Origin of the sequence: Enterobacter sp. 342 (assembly GCF_036663495.1) — a bacterium.
Classification (GTDB): Bacteria; Pseudomonadota; Gammaproteobacteria; order Enterobacterales; family Enterobacteriaceae; genus Enterobacter.
Genome location: NZ_JAWUEI010000030.1, coordinates 28,183 through 44,988 on the forward strand (window position 1 = coordinate 28,183; position 16,806 = coordinate 44,988).

Sequence of the window (16,806 nt, forward strand, 5' to 3'; positions counted from 1 at the left end):
TAGCGTGATTTTTTACTGGATAGATTCAGCTCCGCTTACGCCGCCTGCCACTGACTGCCGGAGCAGGGACTGCGCTGACTCTGTAAATCCGGCGCTCTGTACGCTGCGACTGTTTACCCAGATAGCTCAGGATGTACTGCATACCTTCCCTTCCTCTGCGATCTGAAAAGTTGATTACTCGTTCACCTCGCACCCGGTAATGTCCCTTAGGCTCACACCGGTGCGCGTAGCCTTCTCCGTCCGTGATGTCTTCCCACAGCGACTGGATGGCTTTCCAGAAGCACCAGGCCTTCCGGTGGCTCTGACCATTGATATAAAACGCCGCATGAATGTGGTAACGGTGATCTCCCCCATATTCCATTACCCAGGCATATCCCTCCAGACCGGATATCTCTGCGCATTGCTCAGTCAGCCATGTCATCTCAGCCGCCAGTTGATGAATATCACCATACGCGTATGAATCAGAGTTTTTCCTGTATGCGAAATCCACCCGAAGCATGAGTAATTTCGAATGACAGTCAAATAACCGGTCCTGATGGTTAAATAATACTGACTGAAGAGAACAGTCTGGTTTGTGGTTTGAGTTGATTACGTATTCCATGATAAATATCCCATAACAGTTATTGGTCATGAGATTACGGGAGAGATTAATTTTTTATGCAGAATACCGATTCAGGCTTTCAGCCATTAAAGTATGTTTCTTGAGTATCATTTTTCACACGTGCTGTAACAGTAATTTCTTATCGTGCAATGGAATGGATGTTCATCACACAGAAAAGTCTGACAATCATTATGATTTACGGCAAAGAATAAACAATGATGTTAGTAATCATTGAACGTACCGGGATGTCTGAAAAGAAATCATCACCCGGTAGACGAAGGAATACTGTACTTACTGAAGAGTCAGTATTCATGGATACAAAGGTGTAAGCAGTTGGATAAATAACACATCTTTTATAAAATAACACTAATAACCTTAATGTTTCTTTTCACACCGTCAGTAACCTCCAGAGAATACACACACTACGCAGGTTTAAGTTATTCACACCCTGGTGTTAAAATGATATTAGCCACCATTTCTGTCTTCCGGACTTGATACCTGTACAGGCATGTGTTCATGAAAGATTTGTATACGCACACTTTTTGACTCCCGGAACTGGTCACCCTGCCACTGTAATATTTACTGCAATAGTATCTTGCCGTTATTTATACCGATACGGGGTTTATTTTCTGATTACTCCCCCGGTATTTTCAGGCACAAAAAACGTGGAAGTAAGAGAGTAATTATTGGTTACTCAGGAAAAACATTCCATGCGCGGCCCGGAAAACATGAAAAAAGGTAAATTCATGACGGGCTAACGTATTTATTTTCGAGGGGAAACTGCATTCTCCCCGGCGATAACAATCAGACCACAGAATGCTCTGCAACTGGATGACAGGATAAGATACTCCCTGACCAGGTAAACACAGTCGGAAAAACAGTCTCGCTGTAAGACGCTGATCGGAAGTAACGGAACACCCTCAGTCGCCTGAAAAGACAGTCAGAATCGTTTTCACCTTAAAATCATGTCATAACAATCTGAAACAACAGAAAAAAACAAACACAAAAAAAAATGACAAGCAAAGTATATATAATTCATTTAATTCAATGAATTAATAGGAAATCATAAGCTCTGAATAATGCTTAAAAGGCTATGTTTTACCATGCCGGTACTGTGATCCAATCACTCTTAATTCAGAGCTTTATACGATATAATTCGGAGGTATAAAAACAGAACCAGTATTCGGGAGAGCAGAATGAGAAGGGACGGACTGAATGATTTTTATGAAGTGAACTTTCTGAGGTTAAGGGAGATAGATGCCACGTATCCATCGGAACCCATACGTTACGTGGACCTGGCTGACATATACAGCTTCATCAGCTTTAAAGATGCAGAATGTGAAAAAATACCGCCTGATAAACTTTCCACTAAAAAAAGAAAAACGCAGGTAACAGACGGCTACGCATGCAATCTTTTGTCGGACATTCTTAAATATGAGAATTCATTACGCCCTGGCTCATCCCGTTCTCTCGCGGGAACGCATAAATATTTGAAGCTTCATTGCGAAGCAACCCCAGAATATAAAGAAGAACTGAAGAAAAATCTTATTCACAAAGAAGATGTGCTACTTAAAATCCAGACTGAATATAACAAAATAAAAAATAAAGCATCCGGAAAAATCACAATAATCCCAATCAGCTTTCACCTCAACTGCAAGACAAATGGAATACTTGAACACATCATCGATGACTTAACCATAATTAACATAGCCTTTTCCTCGATGATGAGTAAAATAAAACATCGCACAATGTACAGCCGGATAGCCGGACATGTAAGACTGGGCATGCTGGACGAGAATTTTGAGCCTTTCGCCCATGTGTTATTTTTTATTCAGGACGGGGCTGTCAGTCATGACTTTATCAGGGAAATTATTGAGGTCTGGTACTCTTTCATCCCTGAAGATATTGAATGCCTGGTGGGTGTTTCTGGTTTTGACTTTAATTTCTTACTCAACTTCCAGCGTGAAGTCATCAACAAACAAAAAAGTTCTCCCACGCCAGGAGGAATAGACTTTTTCATATCCGACATACTGAATCCGTTCCCTGATGTCACTGCACCTGGCTATCGGCGTCATGAACCCTGCACATTATTCTCCCGTCTGCTCAGAAGAACAGAAAGGGAAGATAACATCAACAGACCCCACCGACGACGTCTTGCTGACAGGGAGGCAGAAATCAGTGCGACTAAAAAAAAGAGTGGTTATGACAAACTGAAAAACACACCAGCAATTCACAGGGAATATTTTTTAAGAATTGCAAAAAAAATCAACAAAATTCCTTTTATGCGTACCATAAACTGAATCAACATATCTGTGGGGGGCGCTCGCCCCTGCTGATATCTGGATTAAATGCTATATCCGCATTTTTAAATTTTTCTCAGTTATATATCACCTCAGTGAATTCCCTCCCGTTTACGTCAGTCAGGCCATCCATCCGTGATGGCCATTTTATTATGCCGAGGCTTATATGAAACATCCTTCGGGCTATGCCCTTATCCGTCGCCATCTGCGGCGCTATCCCCGTATTCTGCGGCAGCATCTTCTCCGGGAGCTCAGCCGCCTCGTCGCGTATGAACCCGTGATTGGCATCATGGGCAAGACCGGCGTCGGCAAATCCTCGCTGTGTAATGCGTTGTTCCGGAGTGAAGTCTGTGCGGTGAATGCCGTGGAGGCCTGTACCCGTCAGCCTCAGCGTGTACGTCTGCGCTTCGGTAACCATTACCTGACGCTGGTGGATTTACCCGGTGCGGGAGAGAGCATCAGCCGTGACAACGAATACCGTGAGCTGTACCGCGAACTCATGCCACAACTCGATATGGTGCTGTGGGTGCTCAAGGCCGATGACCGCGCATTCTCGGTGGAAGAGCTTTTTTATCAGGAGGTATTCGCACAATACAGCGGACCGCTGCCACCGGTGTTATGGGTCCTCAACCAGGTGGATAAAACCGAACCTGCAGCGCACTGGAACTGGTTATCGGCGCAGCCATCAGCATTGCAGGCTGAACGTATTATACAGAAACAACAGACCGTGGCCCGTCAGATGGGAACCGCAGAGACGAATATTCTTCCGGTGTCAGTCAGGGGGCGGTACCACCTTCCCCGTCTGGTGGAGGCGATGATTACCCGTCTCCCAAAGCAGGCCCGCAGCCCGCTGGTGCCTCACCTGCAAAGCGGGTACCACACCCCCGGCATTATCACTACCGCCCGCAACAGCTTTGGCGATGCCGTGGTGGAAGTGATTGACGCGGTCATCGACCTGGCCCCGTTGCCGCAGGTTGCACGTTGCGCGCTCCGGACAGTCACACACACCGTGGCCCGTGCTGCCCGGACCGTCTGGTCCTTCTTCTTTGGCTGACTTCCGCATCGATAAGCCTGTCTTCCGTTTCGATAAATAATCTGGCTCTGTCACGATCGATTTTGTCGATCGACCCGATCGGTTTTATTCATTTTTCATGATGAATTTCCGGTTATAGAATCCCTCAGGGATACTGTATTCAGCCATTTACTGATTAAAAATCAATGCGATGAATTGCAGGAATGCCTTCATCCGGAGAAAAGTAATGAAAAGGTTTTTTATGGCGCTGACCGCCAGTCTGTTGTTCACCTCACTTCCCTCCCTGGCCGGTAGCGATATGCCCGTTAAAGTGGAGGTCAGCCATGCCGGCCATGAGTGCTATGGCTGCATCTATGTCACCGTGACAGCAAAAACCGACACCGTTCTGATAAAGAAAATCGATGTTAACAGGGGAAAATGCCCGATGCTGACACACCGAAAAATAGCCTACAGGGGCCGGAATGTGGATGGCTGGTGGCCCACAGATAAACCGTTCACACCCCGTAAAATGACCTTCGCTGAGAGTGTCTTCTGGAAATTTGGTCACACTTTGGATTTTGGTAAAGCCTGCAATTTTGTTGAGGCCCGGGTGTTCACCGATCAGGGCACATTCACCATCAGCCAGTGATATCGCCAGTATCACTTATCAGCCCTCTTTCTTAACGCGTCTCAATGTCTTCAGGAGAGACCCGTATCGTCTTAACCATCACCCTCAGGGAATACTATGAAAAAGAAAATACTGCTTTTCACTCTTCTGATATCTGCTCTGACTCCGGCAGTGTCACAGGCCTTCGGTAACCGTGATACCTGGGCCAGCGGCTGGGGTCAGGGCGTGTCTGAGTTTGTAATTCTGGGGAAAGGACAGTCACAGCTTTACCTGACCTGCGAAGACACCGGCTCACAAGCGGCCACCCTGACCTTCACCGACGCAAACGGTCATCAGGTCAGGATGGATAACGGCCAGTCGCTGGACATGAAAATTGACGATGAGGAGCCTGTCAGCGTCAGTGACAGCGAGTCACATGTGGGCTCAGACAACGTGGCATGGGCATGGGATAAACTGCGCATCGGTAAGCGGGTCATTGTGTCCGGGGAGGGCGTAAAGGCAGCCGTGTTTACGCTTAACGGTGCGGGGAAGGTCCTTCCCGCGTTCGGGGACAGCGGCTGTCTGCCGAAATATGCCCTGCCGTAATAAAGACAGGTAACGCCTTTTTTCTGAATTCATTCACGCTCACGACAACAGGAACCTCAGTCCATGACGCATATCCCGGTTCAGGCAGCACACACCCGCCAGCCCTGACCACTGCATCAGTATTTCACACCGCCGACGCCCTGCTCATTTGAGCGGGGCGTTTTCTTTTGTTTCTCATCAGGGATCAGATATGCAGCCCACTGATAATGCGTCGCTGCCACCCGGCCCCTTCACCCGCCGACAGGCGGAAGCCATGGCCGCACGCTATCTCAACGTCACCGTCGAAGACGACCAGGGCCCCATTTTCGTCTGGTCATCCGCGACTGCCGTGGCATGCTGATATGGCGGGACTGGAATTTTGCCCCGCAGGCCGGAGAGATGCTGAACCGCTATCTCATCAGCGACGGTATTCCTGTGTCACCACAGCCACTGAGCCACTGAGCGGCGAAGTCCTGCTCATTTTTCAACAGAACACAGTCCCCCACAGGCCATGCACCTTCCGGAGCATGGCCTTTCTGCTTTTATGCCCTTTAACCCGATATCAGAGGTATTAACCATGCGCTTAGCCAGCCGTTTTGGTGCGGCCAGTCTCGTACGCCGCGACCGCCCACTGACCCGTGATGAACTGGCACACTATGTGCCCAGCGTATTCAGTGAAGAAAAGCACGAATCACGCTCAGAACGTTATACGTATATCCCGACCATCACACTGCTTGATAATCTGCAGCGGGAAGGCTTCCAGCCGTTCTTTGCCTGCCAGACCCGCGTTCGCGACCTGAATAAACGCGACCACACAAAGCACATGCTGCGTCTGCGGCGTGAGGGGCAAATCACCGGCAAACAGGTCCCCGAAATCATCCTGCTTAACAGCCACGACGGCTCCAGCTCATACCAGATGCTGCCGGGCCTGTTTCGCTTTGTCTGCCAGAACGGACTTGTCTGTGGCGAAACCTTTGGTGAGGTTCGCGTACCGCACAAGGGGAATGTGGTGGATAAAGTCATTGAAGGGGCTTATGAGGTGCTGGGGATATTTGACCGGGTGGAGGAGAAGCGGGATGCCATGCAGTCACTGCTACTTCCTCCGCCGGCACAACAGGCGTTTGCCAGAGCCGCCCTGACGTACCGCTTTGGGGAAGAGCACCAGCCGGTGACGGAAGCACAGATTCTGTCTGCGCGACGCTGGCAGGATGAAAGCTCCGACCTGTGGACCACCTACCAGCGTATCCAGGAAAACCTGATTAAAGGCGGTCTGCCGGGCAGAACAACGAAAGGCAAACGGGCCCACACCCGTGCGGTTAACGGCATCGACGGCGACGTGAAGCTCAACCGTGCGCTCTGGGTGATGGCGGAAAGTCTGCTGGAGAGTCTGAAGTAATGCAGTGTATTCCCGGCGGCGTGATTCAGGTTTCGCCACATCCGTTCTCCCTGATCAGTGAGCAAGGCTGCCGCTCCATCTCTGAGGACGACCTGTGCGCCTGGCGCTCTCACCTTCTTTATCGTCCCGGTGAACTCAGCCAGTGCGGCATAAGTATCCCTGAGGAGCACTGGCCTTCACGCTGTGATGAGAATGGCTACGCACAGTCCTGTCCGTCACTTCGTTTCAACAACCCACCTGAAAATACAAAGGAAATCAAATGAACAACATGCTCCCCCTGGACGACAATACCGCCGGCCCGGCATCTCCGGAACAACAGCACGCAACCGCAATTGTCTGCACACCTGTACCGGATGAACAGCGCATTGCCTTCTGGCCGCAGCACTTTGGCAGCATTCCACAATGGATAATCCTTGAACCGGCTGTTTTTGCGTGGATGGAGCGTTTCTGTGAGCACTACAGCGGGGGCATCTGGAATTTTTATACGCTGGCCAACGGCGGGGCATTTATGGCCCCGGACGCTGACGAAGGCGACGATGAGAAATGGGTGCTGTTTAACCCCATGAACGGCAACGGCGCGGAGATGAGCGCTGAAGCCGCCGGGATTGCGGTCTGCCTCATCGCCTACAGCCACCACGCCTGTCGCACGGAATGCGATGCCATGACCGGACACTATTACCATCTGCGCGATTACGCGATTAACCACGCGGAATGCAACGCCATTATGCGTATTATTGACTGAGAGAGCTCTGGTATGGAACAACAGCTACCGCTATTTGCCGCCTCATTAACGTCATCAGAACAACACACTATCCGGGAAGCCTTAACCCTGCTGGAGTACCAGCTACGCGAACCCGGCACGTCATTTACCTCCAGCCATGCCGTTCGTGACTGGCTGCGTCTGCAGCTTGCCACACTTGACCGCGAAGCTTTCACCGTCCTGTGGCTTGACAACCAGAATCGACTGATAGCCCACGACACACTGTTCCTGGGGACGATCAACACTGTCACCGTTCACCCGCGTGAGGTCGTTAAATCCGGCCTGAAAAATAACGCTGCCGCAGCCATTCTTGCGCATAACCACCCGTCGGGAGAGGCTGAACCCAGTAAAGCCGACAGGCTGATTACGGAACGTCTGAAACAGGCTCTGGAACTGGTTGACATTCGCCTGCCGGATCATCTGATCATCGGCGGGATGGATATTGTCTCCTTTGCTGAACGCGGCTGGCTGTAAGGAGTAAACAGCGATGAAAATAATCAGCAAACGTCAGGCAATGGCAATATACCGTCAACACCCGCAGTCCCGGTTGTTTCGCTTCTGTACCGGGAAATACGAGTGGTCCGGCAGTATCTGCCACTATGCCGGCCGGGAGGTGCAGGATATCAGTGGTGTGCTGGCTGTATTCGCTGAACGCCGCCAGGACCGCAATGGCCCGTATGTCGTATTGCGTAGCGTCACGCTCAATTAACCTTAATTAAGGAGCACTAAATTGTCGAATCAACTACCTCCAGTAAACCATGATGTCTCTGAGCCCTGGTGGGGGCTGAAACCGGGCATCACTCCGTGTTTTGGCGCACGACTGGTACAGGAAGGCAACCGCCTGCATTATCTGGCTGATCGGGCCAGTATCGCCGGTGTGTTCAACGATGCGGATTTACGCCATCTCGATCAGGCATTTCCGGTACTGCTCAAACAGCTGGAATTAATGCTGGTTTCCGGTGAGCTCAATCCCCGCCATCAGCACTGTGTCACGTTATATGCAAAAGGGCTGACCTGTGAAGCAGATTCCCTCGGATCACATGGCTACATTTATACAGCAATTTATCCGACACCAGACGACAGCATAACCCGGTAACCCCGTCCCATAATCCTTCATTCTTTTTAACCCGACTTCATTCAGGAACATTTCATTATGCAAACCTTATCCGCCATCCCGACGCGGAAGGCACCATCACGCCCGACGCCCGTTGAAATCTGGCAGCAACTTCTTACTTATCTGTTAAAAAGACATTACGGCCTTTCGCTTAACGACACGCAATTTTCCGATGAGAAGATTATTACGCAATATATTGACGCCGGTATCTCACTGTCAGATGCACTCAATTTTCTCGTTGAAAAATCTGAACTGGTGCGGATTGATCGTCCCGGTTTCTCCATTAAGCATCAGTCCCCTTTTATCGGGGTGATTGATATTCTCCGGGCCAGACGGGCAACGGGTTTGATGCAACGTAACGGGTATAAAAGGATCACTCTTCTCATCGCTGGAAATGCAACTCAGGAGCAACATTCATGAAACTATCCCTGATGGCAGAAGCCGATGCTATCAATGTACTGGCCCTCAACATGGGTCGTATCATCGTGGATATCGATGGCATTGAACTGGACGACATTATTAACGCGATCCGCGACAACGGATATTCACTTCGTATTGCTGATACCCCCGGAAAGCGGGTTGTTGAAGATCCATTACTACCCGCCGCCCACCTTACCGGTATCCATTGCAGTACCGCGCATATCACCGAAGCCGACAACACCCTGCTGTACAAACAGTCGCATCAGCATGAAGACTTTAGCGAGTCAGAATGGATCCATTTTTCGGGCACCGGCTATCTGCTCCGTCTGAGCGCGTGGTCATTTCCGGTGTTGCGGCTAAAACGACTCGGTTTGTCGAAAGCCTGTCGTCGTCTGGTGGTAGCACTTATGCGTCGTTACTCCGTCAGCATTATTCATCTTGATGCCTGTGGCGAAGTGCTGCCAGGTTTTCCCACATTTGACTGGTAACACAACATCAATCACCACAAAAAAATCTAATGCCGGAGTTAACCACTGAAGTCGCTCTCAATAGTCTGACTGGCTGGCTGCAGGACAATATCGATAACGGTACGAGGATCATCTTCGACAACGAAGACAACACCAACTCAGCAAAGTTGTTGTCCTGGATTGAACAGGCGCTCAAAGATGTTCGGGATCTCCACCATCTGCAGCTTCTGCAACAGGCCAGAACAGACTAGCCCCCGAGCCAGACTTACCACACGCACATAAGCGCCAGTCCTGACCGACTGGCGTTTTGTTTTATAAAAGGAAAGAAACGATGCCAGACCTCACTCTCACCGAACCCGAAGTCTTAACCGACCATACCGATGTGATTTGCTACACCAGTATTGAACATCTAATCACAGGTCAAGATTCTGGACTACAACAGACAGGAATACTGATTCGTCAGCTTGATAAGTTTCCTGAGGGAGCCCATTCAGTGATGGTGATACAGTGCACACTGGGCAATAAGACAAGGGCGCTCCCCCATAATAGAGATTGCAACATTTGATGAGTTCCGATGCTGAAGCCCGGAATAGTGATTCTAAAGAATACTGAGGCTCATCGTCCGAGAGTAAAGAACTTTAAGGTGGGGAACCTCCCGCCAATCAGCAAAGTTAATATTCTTTTGGATATCCTACGGGTAAGTGCATGATAAATTTTTAAAAGCACACTACAGTTTTAGCGTAGGCTCTGATTGTTATTTAACTAATAACATAATAAATACACTGCACATTTTTTGATGAGTTCAAATTATGAACAAAAGCATTGACTTTGTCTCATTAAAATGAGACAAAATGAATAAACAGTTATGGTGGAAAAGGGCTATGAGTGAATCATTACTGTGTAATAAAGACATCAGTGAACTGGTAAAGGCCAGGCTTAAGGCTCACAAATGGACGCTGAGAGATTGTGTTAGTGCCTATAATTCACGTCGTAAAAACGACGCCTCGCTGCAACAAGCTCCGGAGCTTAACAAAGATTTCCTGCTGCGAATCAAGAATAATAATTTCGAAGTGACTAATTTACGTGTCTTAAAATTATGCGATTTTTTTAAAATCCCGGTGAGTGTGAGTGGGCCCAGACGTGTTTTTCAGAAAGAATTTGCTCGCGTTGAAGCATTAGCCGAAGGCGATCCGGCATTACGTTTAAGAATTAGTGCGCTACTGATGAACATTGCGGATCTTGCGGAACAAATGGACAGGGCTGACAAATGAAAGAATATTTCAGAGTTGCTGAACTTTTTGCCGGTGCCGGATTAATGGGGGGGGGGTTTCATGCTGCAGGATTTAAAAGCATATTTGCCGCTGAACTTGATGCCAGAGCAGTGGCCACTTATAACAATAATCTATCTCCGGTTGCGGAAGTACATGATGTCACCGTTGTCCGTGAAGGGTTGGAATATGACGTACTTGTCGCAGGCCCACCCTGCCAAGGATTCAGTACTCTAGGACGTCGGGACCCTAAAGATGTAAGAAACGCACTTTCCCTGACCGTGTACGAATGGGCTAAAGCACACCATCCCAAAATGGTGGTGATTGAAAATGTCCCTCAGTTTCTTGAGTCAGATTACTGGCAAAAATTACACTGTCTTTTCACCGGTGATGGTTATGAATGCGTGACCTGGATACTGAACGCAAGTGACTATGGCGTGGCGCAACATCGGCGCAGAAGTTTTACCATATTTTCCCGTATTGGCCTGCCAGAATGTCCGCAGCCACTTCCGGGAAAACTGACCGTTCGGGATGCGTTCTCAGGTCTCAGTTCGGTTCCTAATGGTGAAAACTACCATATATCACCCGAGCCAACTGAAATTGGTTTGGCAAGGATGAAACTCATTCCTCCCCATGGAGACAAGCGGGATATTATGCGTAATGCGCCAGAATTGTGTCCACCAAGCTGGATGAGAATGGGTAATCAGGCAGTAGATGTATGGGGACGAATGGACTGGAACAAACCGGCTAATACTTTACGGTGTTCATTCCAGTCCGCTTCAAAGGGGCGTTATCTGCACCCCGAGCAACACCGGGTCATTTCAATTCGCGAAGGAGCAAGGCTGCAGGGGATTCCGGACAACTGGGTATTTTCAGGTGACCGGAGTTCAATAGCGCGTCAAATTGGAAATGGTGTACCAGTGCCGCTTGCTCGCGCTGTCGCGGATGCAATCGGAAAGGTCTTAGCTACGCAACACCATTAATACCTACTCAGGAGGAGAAGCATGACTTACTCCTCCTCTTGCTCCTCTTTCAGCAGTGCGTCTATACCTGCTTCATGCGCCTGTTTCGCAGAGATGACAAGCTCAAGCAAATCAATAACATTTACTGAAGAACTCGCGCCGAAATTACTCATCGCGAAGATCAAGTCCTGCTGCCCATCCCCCTTCGAATCGGGAGAAGGTTTTTTGCCGATCAAATAACCCACTACTTCAATCTTACGATCATGGAATTTCGTTCGCAGATGTTGATCGGTTTTTCGTATATAACGGGTTAATTGTTCGAGGTGATCTTTTACCAGATCAATCCCCGGTGACTTGAGTTCAACAACGATCACTTTCTCACAGGCGATGCTGTTCGCCGCGACATAAACCAGATCGGGGCGTGTTTCATCATCAGTAACCTTCGCATTGTCGTCGATTTCAAGTACACGATTAAGCTCACGGCAGACATCCCCCATAGGACGATCGCTTGTAAGAAAGTTCGAATAGGTAACGTCAACAAGCCAGGGGTTTTCTTTGAGCAGAAGATGGAGTTCCTTTTCAAATCCTTTGTTTTTACGTGTCGTATTACCCTCATCATGCAGTTTCTGCAGAGCGTTAATCGCTTTATTACGTCCGCGGTACAGTTTCAGCAGATCGCTTCGCTCCATGCGAGTCAAATCTGCCATCGAATTCGCCAATTCACGGATACTCCCCGGATTGGTTTCGAGTTCTATCAGACGTGTGAGCACTTCGCTAGAGTTTACAGCCTGGAGAAGGATAGGAGCCATTTCCATGTAAATGTCACTTCTAACGCCATGCTCTTTTCCAATCACCTTAAGAATTTCTTTTGCAGCTCTCTGAGATTTACCGTTAAGGGAATGGATAGGGACAAGGATCCTTTTGGTGTATTCGTCCTCTTCAATCGCTTTGGTAATGACCACATCCCTATATTTCGAGTGTTCACTCAGAGCTGTTTTCATCAGTTCTGTCACCTGGCGGGACAGTGCAGCAACGACAGGATTATCCTTATTGAGCCCTTCGCGACTGGTGACGATGAAATCGTGTTCGTATTCATCAACGGAGTCAGCGAGGACGATACATTCCATGTAGTCCTGCGCATGGAAGTTATGTACACCTGAGTGGAGGTCCAGCAAGCTTGGACCATGGGCAAGCCTGCCATGTGCATAAATTCTTGCCCCACGTCGTTCTGCAGGCAGATTGGCTCTTTTTCGCGAGGTTTGTGCATCGGTGCCGTGATCCTTGGGGCGAGCCCGAAAACGAATGATGTATTGAAACTCAATAGCGCTTTCTTCATCGTCAGAATCGATGGCAACTTTACCTATACCCATGTTTGCCAGGCTTGCTCCTGGCGGATAGGTATACTCCCAGTCAATCTCTTCTTCTTGTACCGGTGTGCCATTAATCTTGATACAGAAACCCTGATCGAGGATGCAGAAGGTTCTCGCTAACGTCGCATTGATGGTATCAGGAGATGATTTCATTGAATCACATCTCAGGTTACTGAGTTCTACCTCAGTAAAATGTTCATCTACTGGCAGATCCTCGACATATACAGCCTCAAAGGAGTTGTTACTTAAGTCAGTGGTGCTTTTTATCTTCGAATAATCCATTTCAAAGCTAGTTGAATATGTCTGACCCTGACGTTTACTAGTAATACGAATGTGTTCAGCAGCACCAAAGCCAGCAAGTTTGCCCACGCCTTTTCGCCCCATTACTTTTCTGCGTCCTGACTCACTGGTCTGTAGCGTTTGTTGGCCTTTGTCATCTATGCGACGGTTGCGGGTGATAGCCAGAAAGCAGTTCTGAATTTCATGCGCATCCATACCGTGACCATCATCGCAAATTCGGATAGTGATATCCGAAGGGAGTGGGTCATAGACGGCTGAAGCATTTTTGCGTGTTCCGGCATTCTTCTCAGCGCGAGCATTCGCACGAACGATGTTTTTTGCTGAGTTGATACGTTCAAAATCCATATGGATTTCAACGTGTTCTGCATCAGCATCATAGGCATTCGCAACAAACTCGGCGAGGCATTTTGCAACAGATGAGTACATATTGTGCCCCATCGTTTCCAGCATGCCTGAGTGAATGCGCAGAGAGAAAGCCTCGGGTCTTGTCTCCAACGGAAGCTGTTCAGTTATTGTGTTTGCTGGCAATTTTGCCCCAGCCGGAAAACGAGGATTTAACGGCAAGAGATTCTCAGGCATATGAACTCCATGTACGGATTGTGCATAATCAAATATTTAAATAAAGCACATTCAAGTGAACGTACTGTAATCAAAATCATACTGCCCGGAGGAGGTGTTAGAACTACAATGTGAGAAAACAGACCAGCCAAAGAGCCATGGCAGGCGATTTCAGAAAAACAGGAAAGAGCCTGATTTACCCCGGGTTTTGTTTATATCAGAATCGCGCAGTTTACCTGACCAAGTCAACTCTCATAAATCAATCGAACTGATGGCTTGTTAGTGGCCACGCTGATACAACGTTATGAGATCAATATTTTTACATGTGGATGCAGCGGGTGAGCTGTTGTCTGGTTTTATTACCTTCACAGTAATCACTATGAAGACAAAATATTTACAATTAAGTTATTTTCAAAAGAGGACAGCGCAAATCACTTTTAAACGCCCTGAACTGGTCGATAGACTGAACGAAATCATCGCACGCCACTACCCGGGAATGCTGGCATTCAGACAGCGGCCCGCATGATTTACCTGGCTGCACAAGGGAAATATTATTACCTGCGAAGATTTCAACAAGCCACTTGCCAGGCTGGCCTACTTATGGTCAGAATAATACCGGCGTCCCCAGTGCTTTTCTTCTGGTGGTTTGTTACTGGATTCTGTAACGCACCGGGAGCGTAACCATGCATAAGACGACCATTGAAGCCTCATCACTTCACCCTGAGGCGAGTATTCCCTTCTTGTCACTGATTCGAGTTTCCGATGCATACCTGACGGGAACGAGGGTACAAATGAGGGTATAAAATCAACCACATCAAAAATAATCATTAATATTCAATACAATGAATAAACACATCGATTCCGAGTCCGGCACCAAATTCAGTATTAACGGACGTCGCAAGACGTCCGTTTTTCGTTTTAGCCCCCATCAGTGCGGGATTAATCAGTGAACCGGTGCCGTATGCGTTAACGGGTATGGCTGCTCAGAATCTGCCTGCCTAAGCCCAACGACTAGCTTCTTGTCGTTAATCTCAATTTCCATCAGATTACACCTCGCGTCCTCCATCATCGCTTTCATTATCGTCGCAACCACCAGAATCATTTCATCCCGAGTTAACCGATCTTTTTCAGCGGTGCTTTCCACTTTGCTAATCATGTCTTCGACAATTTTACTTCTCATGCAATGCCTCCTTTCTCTTTGCCAAACCGAAGCTGTCATCACCTTTTTAAGGAGTTACAGGGGGAGATTTTTGCTCCGCAAATAACTGAGTCACCCCGTTCAAATGACGCTGAATTTGCTGTTGCGTTACCAATGCGGCATCGCCCTGCTGGCCCTGCATCACACGAAGTTGCTCCTCCAGAGGGATCGTCTGGCTAAAGCTGTTCATCATCTGGTAAACGCTGGATTTCAGTTCGCTGACAGTGATGTATTTGCCTTTCTGTCCGTCCAGCGTATTGAGCCTGTCGGCCAACACCTGAAGTTGCTGCATGCCTTCATGCCAGCCAGTTAATGCGCTTGCAGAGAGTTTGTTTTCAGCCTGTCGTTGTTGCCACTTCTGCTGTAGTTCAGCGACTTCGGGTTTCTGGGGCCACAGCACTTTTGCCTGTGCCAGCAACCCATTGCCATACTGATATATCCAGTCAGGAGGAAGTGCGGCCAAACTGTCCAGCTGCAATGATGCATTTTTCAGCCAGCCTGTAGGGTCAAGTTTGTCTTTATCAGATTGCTGAAGTGTCTGCACTTGAGCACTGCTCAGCGCCTGAGGAAGAGGAGCCACCGAAGCTGCAAGCGCATCCGTAGCCTCATCTACCCTGGATATATAGTGCCAGCCAGTGAGTGCAATAGAACTCAACACCAATGCGGAACAGACTCCCGCCAGAAACACCGGCCAGCGCTTCGGCTGCGGTGTTGCCGCATGCACGACCTGCACATTCAGCTCTGGCTCAGGACGAATAACGTACACCAGGCGGCTGGCAGAAGATGAGTTTTCCAGGGCCGATTCCTCGACCAGCGCCTGTGGCGGCAGCGTCACCGCCTGCAGTCCATTGTCTTGTGCCGAGCTGTTTTCAAGGCGTGTCAACGCACCTTGTATCTGCTGCATCAACGGCGCAGTCAGGCAGACATGTTTCAGTTCCTGACGCACCAAAATATCGTTGATGGATCGTAGCAGCCCTTCTGTCTGCACCAGCGCAGACAAATCACCATGATCGAGTGAAAAAGTGCGAAAAAGCTTCTGCAAGCGCTGCAAAAGCCCGTTGAGGATTTCTGCGCGGGCATGAACCGGTTGCGGCCAGAACTGCGCCCACTGATGGCTCAGCAGGGCATTCAGGATAGCCAGCCCTTCGTTCAGGCCATTGATACGGGCAAGGTGGCTACGGGCAAGCGTATACCAGGCACCGGTCTGTAACTCGACGCCATTTAGCTCAAATAATGAGAGCGACAGGGCCTCCACCTGCGGCCAGTTCACGTCGGGACGAGCCGGATGGGTGAGTTTGGCCATCTCATCGCGCAACGCAATGAAATCAGGTAGCTGACGTGGGTCACTGCCGGTTTTCACCGGGCGAGGTTGAACATCGTGCATATAGTGGTTCCATCCCTGAGGATAAGCAGAAAGCGAGGTTTACTCTGGTAGCAGTACGCTAATCATGTCGAAAAATGCATTTTCACTGAAAACAGTTCGGGGAGCCGCCGGGCGGCCAAATGTACTGAATGACCAGTTCGCATCCTCTCCCGAACGCATAAACAGGCGGTATAACGGCGTAATGCGACCGTCACTGCATAGCGTCACTTCGATGCCCCCCGTCACCCCCTGCCCGTACAAAAATACAGGAGTAAATTTCACCATTCGTTTTCCATAACGCAGAGCAATAGCGGGGACGGTGAAGGAATGGTTGCCCGCAAAGGCGTCGAGAACCGACACCGGCATCGCTTCAATGTTGATGCCCGTCCCGGTGAGCCAACCTTCCATTGTTTCCTGAAGCTGGTTCATTCGCTCACAAAACTCGGCAATATCGGCCTGAATTTTGTTGTCAAAAACGCGGCTGCGGGGCTGCTGCTCCTGCAGTTTTTTCATAAATCGTGCTTT

20 protein-coding genes and 2 pseudogenes are annotated in these 16,806 nt (G+C 48.9%); 17 read left to right on the forward strand and 5 right to left on the reverse strand.

Annotated features, from left to right (window positions below):
- Positions 1-25 precede the first annotated feature (25 nt).
- Positions 26-601 carry an inovirus-type Gp2 protein gene (locus V6E55_RS19810; RefSeq protein ID WP_192478188.1) on the reverse strand — a complete coding sequence of 192 codons (576 nt, stop codon included), beginning with the start codon at positions 599-601 and terminating at the stop codon, positions 26-28.
- Between the two features lie 1,196 nt (positions 602-1,797).
- Here V6E55_RS19810 and V6E55_RS19815 point away from each other — a divergent pair.
- The 16 genes and pseudogenes from V6E55_RS19815 (at position 1,798) to V6E55_RS19890 (ending at position 11,513) form a co-directional block, all read left to right on the forward strand.
- Positions 1,798-2,901: a hypothetical protein gene (locus tag V6E55_RS19815; protein WP_040229915.1), complete on the forward strand. Its 1,104-nt coding sequence runs from the start codon at positions 1,798-1,800 to the stop codon at positions 2,899-2,901.
- Positions 2,902-3,067: 166 nt separating this feature from the next.
- A complete protein-coding gene (locus tag V6E55_RS19820; RefSeq protein WP_040229917.1) occupies positions 3,068-3,955 on the forward strand; it encodes a GTPase family protein in 888 nt (295 codons plus the stop codon).
- Positions 3,956-4,175: 220 nt separating this feature from the next.
- Entirely contained in the window at positions 4,176-4,562 is a 387-nt protein-coding gene (locus V6E55_RS19825) for a hypothetical protein (protein ID WP_316943733.1), read from the forward strand.
- A gap of 96 nt (positions 4,563-4,658) precedes the next feature.
- Positions 4,659-5,126, forward strand: coding sequence for a hypothetical protein (locus tag V6E55_RS19830; protein ID WP_316943734.1), 468 nt, complete (start codon positions 4,659-4,661; stop codon positions 5,124-5,126).
- Between the two features lie 190 nt (positions 5,127-5,316).
- Positions 5,317-5,567, forward strand: a pseudogene (locus V6E55_RS19835) (DUF905 family protein).
- 115 nt (positions 5,568-5,682) lie between these two features.
- Positions 5,683-6,501: a DUF932 domain-containing protein gene (locus V6E55_RS19840; RefSeq protein ID WP_316943735.1), complete on the forward strand. Its 819-nt coding sequence runs from the start codon at positions 5,683-5,685 to the stop codon at positions 6,499-6,501.
- Positions 6,501-6,764 (forward strand): hypothetical protein, encoded by a 264-nt coding sequence (locus V6E55_RS19845; protein ID WP_192478183.1) that lies wholly within the window; start codon positions 6,501-6,503, stop codon positions 6,762-6,764. Before V6E55_RS19840 ends, V6E55_RS19845 begins: the two co-directional genes overlap by 1 nt.
- 5 nt (positions 6,765-6,769) lie before the next feature.
- Entirely contained in the window at positions 6,770-7,243 is a 474-nt protein-coding gene (locus V6E55_RS19850) for an antirestriction protein (protein WP_192478518.1), read from the forward strand.
- 12 nt (positions 7,244-7,255) lie between these two features.
- Positions 7,256-7,735, forward strand: a complete 480-nt coding sequence (gene radC / locus V6E55_RS19855; RefSeq protein ID WP_024156448.1) for a RadC family protein — start codon at positions 7,256-7,258, stop codon at positions 7,733-7,735.
- A gap of 13 nt (positions 7,736-7,748) precedes the next feature.
- On the forward strand, positions 7,749-7,970 hold the full coding sequence (locus V6E55_RS19860) for a DUF987 domain-containing protein (RefSeq protein ID WP_047358709.1): 222 nt from the start codon (positions 7,749-7,751) through the stop codon (positions 7,968-7,970).
- Positions 7,971-7,991: 21 nt separating this feature from the next.
- Positions 7,992-8,357 carry a type IV toxin-antitoxin system YeeU family antitoxin gene (locus V6E55_RS19865; RefSeq protein ID WP_192478182.1) on the forward strand — a complete coding sequence of 122 codons (366 nt, stop codon included), beginning with the start codon at positions 7,992-7,994 and terminating at the stop codon, positions 8,355-8,357.
- Between the two features lie 57 nt (positions 8,358-8,414).
- On the forward strand, positions 8,415-8,795 hold the full coding sequence (locus V6E55_RS19870) for a TA system toxin CbtA family protein (protein ID WP_192478181.1): 381 nt from the start codon (positions 8,415-8,417) through the stop codon (positions 8,793-8,795).
- Complete coding sequence (locus V6E55_RS19875) at positions 8,792-9,283, forward strand: DUF5983 family protein (protein WP_192478180.1); 492 nt, start codon at positions 8,792-8,794, stop codon at positions 9,281-9,283. Before V6E55_RS19870 ends, V6E55_RS19875 begins: the two co-directional genes overlap by 4 nt.
- A gap of 29 nt (positions 9,284-9,312) precedes the next feature.
- Positions 9,313-9,513 carry a hypothetical protein gene (locus V6E55_RS19880; protein WP_192478179.1) on the forward strand — a complete coding sequence of 67 codons (201 nt, stop codon included), beginning with the start codon at positions 9,313-9,315 and terminating at the stop codon, positions 9,511-9,513.
- Between the two features lie 600 nt (positions 9,514-10,113).
- The gene (locus tag V6E55_RS19885; protein WP_192478178.1) at positions 10,114-10,533 is read left to right on the forward strand and encodes a hypothetical protein; all 420 of its coding nucleotides are present in this window, start codon (positions 10,114-10,116) and stop codon (positions 10,531-10,533) included.
- On the forward strand, positions 10,530-11,513 hold the full coding sequence (locus tag V6E55_RS19890) for a DNA cytosine methyltransferase (protein ID WP_316943736.1): 984 nt from the start codon (positions 10,530-10,532) through the stop codon (positions 11,511-11,513). The genes V6E55_RS19885 and V6E55_RS19890 overlap by 4 nt, the downstream gene beginning before the upstream one ends.
- Positions 11,514-11,539: 26 nt before the next feature.
- On the opposite strand, the gene V6E55_RS19895 is transcribed toward V6E55_RS19890, so the two are convergent.
- A complete protein-coding gene (locus V6E55_RS19895; protein WP_316943737.1) occupies positions 11,540-13,741 on the reverse strand; it encodes an ATP-binding protein in 2,202 nt (733 codons plus the stop codon).
- 348 nt (positions 13,742-14,089) lie between these two features.
- Between V6E55_RS19895 and V6E55_RS19900 the strand changes: the two are divergent.
- Positions 14,090-14,246 (forward strand): annotated as a pseudogene (locus V6E55_RS19900) (DUF4942 domain-containing protein); the annotation flags it as partial.
- Positions 14,247-14,663: 417 nt separating this feature from the next.
- On the opposite strand, the gene V6E55_RS19905 reads toward V6E55_RS19900, so the two are convergent.
- From V6E55_RS19905 to V6E55_RS19915, 3 genes are read right to left on the reverse strand one after another with little or no spacing between them, the layout of a single operon-like run.
- Positions 14,664-14,900: a hypothetical protein gene (locus V6E55_RS19905; RefSeq protein ID WP_316943738.1), complete on the reverse strand. Its 237-nt coding sequence runs from the start codon at positions 14,898-14,900 to the stop codon at positions 14,664-14,666.
- Positions 14,901-14,946: 46 nt separating this feature from the next.
- Positions 14,947-16,302 carry a VasL domain-containing protein gene (locus V6E55_RS19910; protein WP_316943739.1) on the reverse strand — a complete coding sequence of 452 codons (1,356 nt, stop codon included), beginning with the start codon at positions 16,300-16,302 and terminating at the stop codon, positions 14,947-14,949.
- Positions 16,303-16,341: 39 nt separating this feature from the next.
- A complete protein-coding gene (locus tag V6E55_RS19915; protein ID WP_316943740.1) occupies positions 16,342-16,794 on the reverse strand; it encodes a hypothetical protein in 453 nt (150 codons plus the stop codon).
- Positions 16,795-16,806: the final 12 nt, after the last annotated feature.

What these genes read in the sequence shown, in the direction of transcription:
- V6E55_RS19870 (WP_192478181.1), top strand. Translation starts at nt 8,415, where the DNA reads ATGCAAACCTTATCCGCCATCCCGACGCGGAAGGCACCATCACGCCCG.
- V6E55_RS19890 (WP_316943736.1), top strand. Translation starts at nt 10,530, where the DNA reads ATGAAAGAATATTTCAGAGTTGCTGAACTTTTTGCCGGTGCCGGATTA.
- V6E55_RS19875 (WP_192478180.1), top strand. Translation starts at nt 8,792, where the DNA reads ATGAAACTATCCCTGATGGCAGAAGCCGATGCTATCAATGTACTGGCC.
- radC (WP_024156448.1), top strand. Translation starts at nt 7,256, where the DNA reads ATGGAACAACAGCTACCGCTATTTGCCGCCTCATTAACGTCATCAGAA.
- V6E55_RS19840 (WP_316943735.1), top strand. Translation starts at nt 5,683, where the DNA reads ATGCGCTTAGCCAGCCGTTTTGGTGCGGCCAGTCTCGTACGCCGCGAC.
- V6E55_RS19880 (WP_192478179.1), top strand. Translation starts at nt 9,313, where the DNA reads ATGCCGGAGTTAACCACTGAAGTCGCTCTCAATAGTCTGACTGGCTGG.
- V6E55_RS19895 (WP_316943737.1), bottom strand. Translation starts at nt 13,741, where the DNA reads ATGCCTGAGAATCTCTTGCCGTTAAATCCTCGTTTTCCGGCTGGGGCA.
- V6E55_RS19830 (WP_316943734.1), top strand. Translation starts at nt 4,659, where the DNA reads ATGAAAAAGAAAATACTGCTTTTCACTCTTCTGATATCTGCTCTGACT.
- V6E55_RS19845 (WP_192478183.1), top strand. Translation starts at nt 6,501, where the DNA reads ATGCAGTGTATTCCCGGCGGCGTGATTCAGGTTTCGCCACATCCGTTC.
- V6E55_RS19825 (WP_316943733.1), top strand. Translation starts at nt 4,176, where the DNA reads ATGGCGCTGACCGCCAGTCTGTTGTTCACCTCACTTCCCTCCCTGGCC.
- V6E55_RS19815 (WP_040229915.1), top strand. Translation starts at nt 1,798, where the DNA reads ATGAGAAGGGACGGACTGAATGATTTTTATGAAGTGAACTTTCTGAGG.
- V6E55_RS19820 (WP_040229917.1), top strand. Translation starts at nt 3,068, where the DNA reads ATGAAACATCCTTCGGGCTATGCCCTTATCCGTCGCCATCTGCGGCGC.
- V6E55_RS19905 (WP_316943738.1), bottom strand. Translation starts at nt 14,900, where the DNA reads ATGAGAAGTAAAATTGTCGAAGACATGATTAGCAAAGTGGAAAGCACC.
- V6E55_RS19810 (WP_192478188.1), bottom strand. Translation starts at nt 601, where the DNA reads ATGGAATACGTAATCAACTCAAACCACAAACCAGACTGTTCTCTTCAG.
- V6E55_RS19860 (WP_047358709.1), top strand. Translation starts at nt 7,749, where the DNA reads ATGAAAATAATCAGCAAACGTCAGGCAATGGCAATATACCGTCAACAC.
- V6E55_RS19850 (WP_192478518.1), top strand. Translation starts at nt 6,770, where the DNA reads ATGCTCCCCCTGGACGACAATACCGCCGGCCCGGCATCTCCGGAACAA.
- V6E55_RS19915 (WP_316943740.1), bottom strand. Translation starts at nt 16,794, where the DNA reads ATGAAAAAACTGCAGGAGCAGCAGCCCCGCAGCCGCGTTTTTGACAAC.
- V6E55_RS19910 (WP_316943739.1), bottom strand. Translation starts at nt 16,302, where the DNA reads ATGCACGATGTTCAACCTCGCCCGGTGAAAACCGGCAGTGACCCACGT.
- V6E55_RS19885 (WP_192478178.1), top strand. Translation starts at nt 10,114, where the DNA reads ATGAATAAACAGTTATGGTGGAAAAGGGCTATGAGTGAATCATTACTG.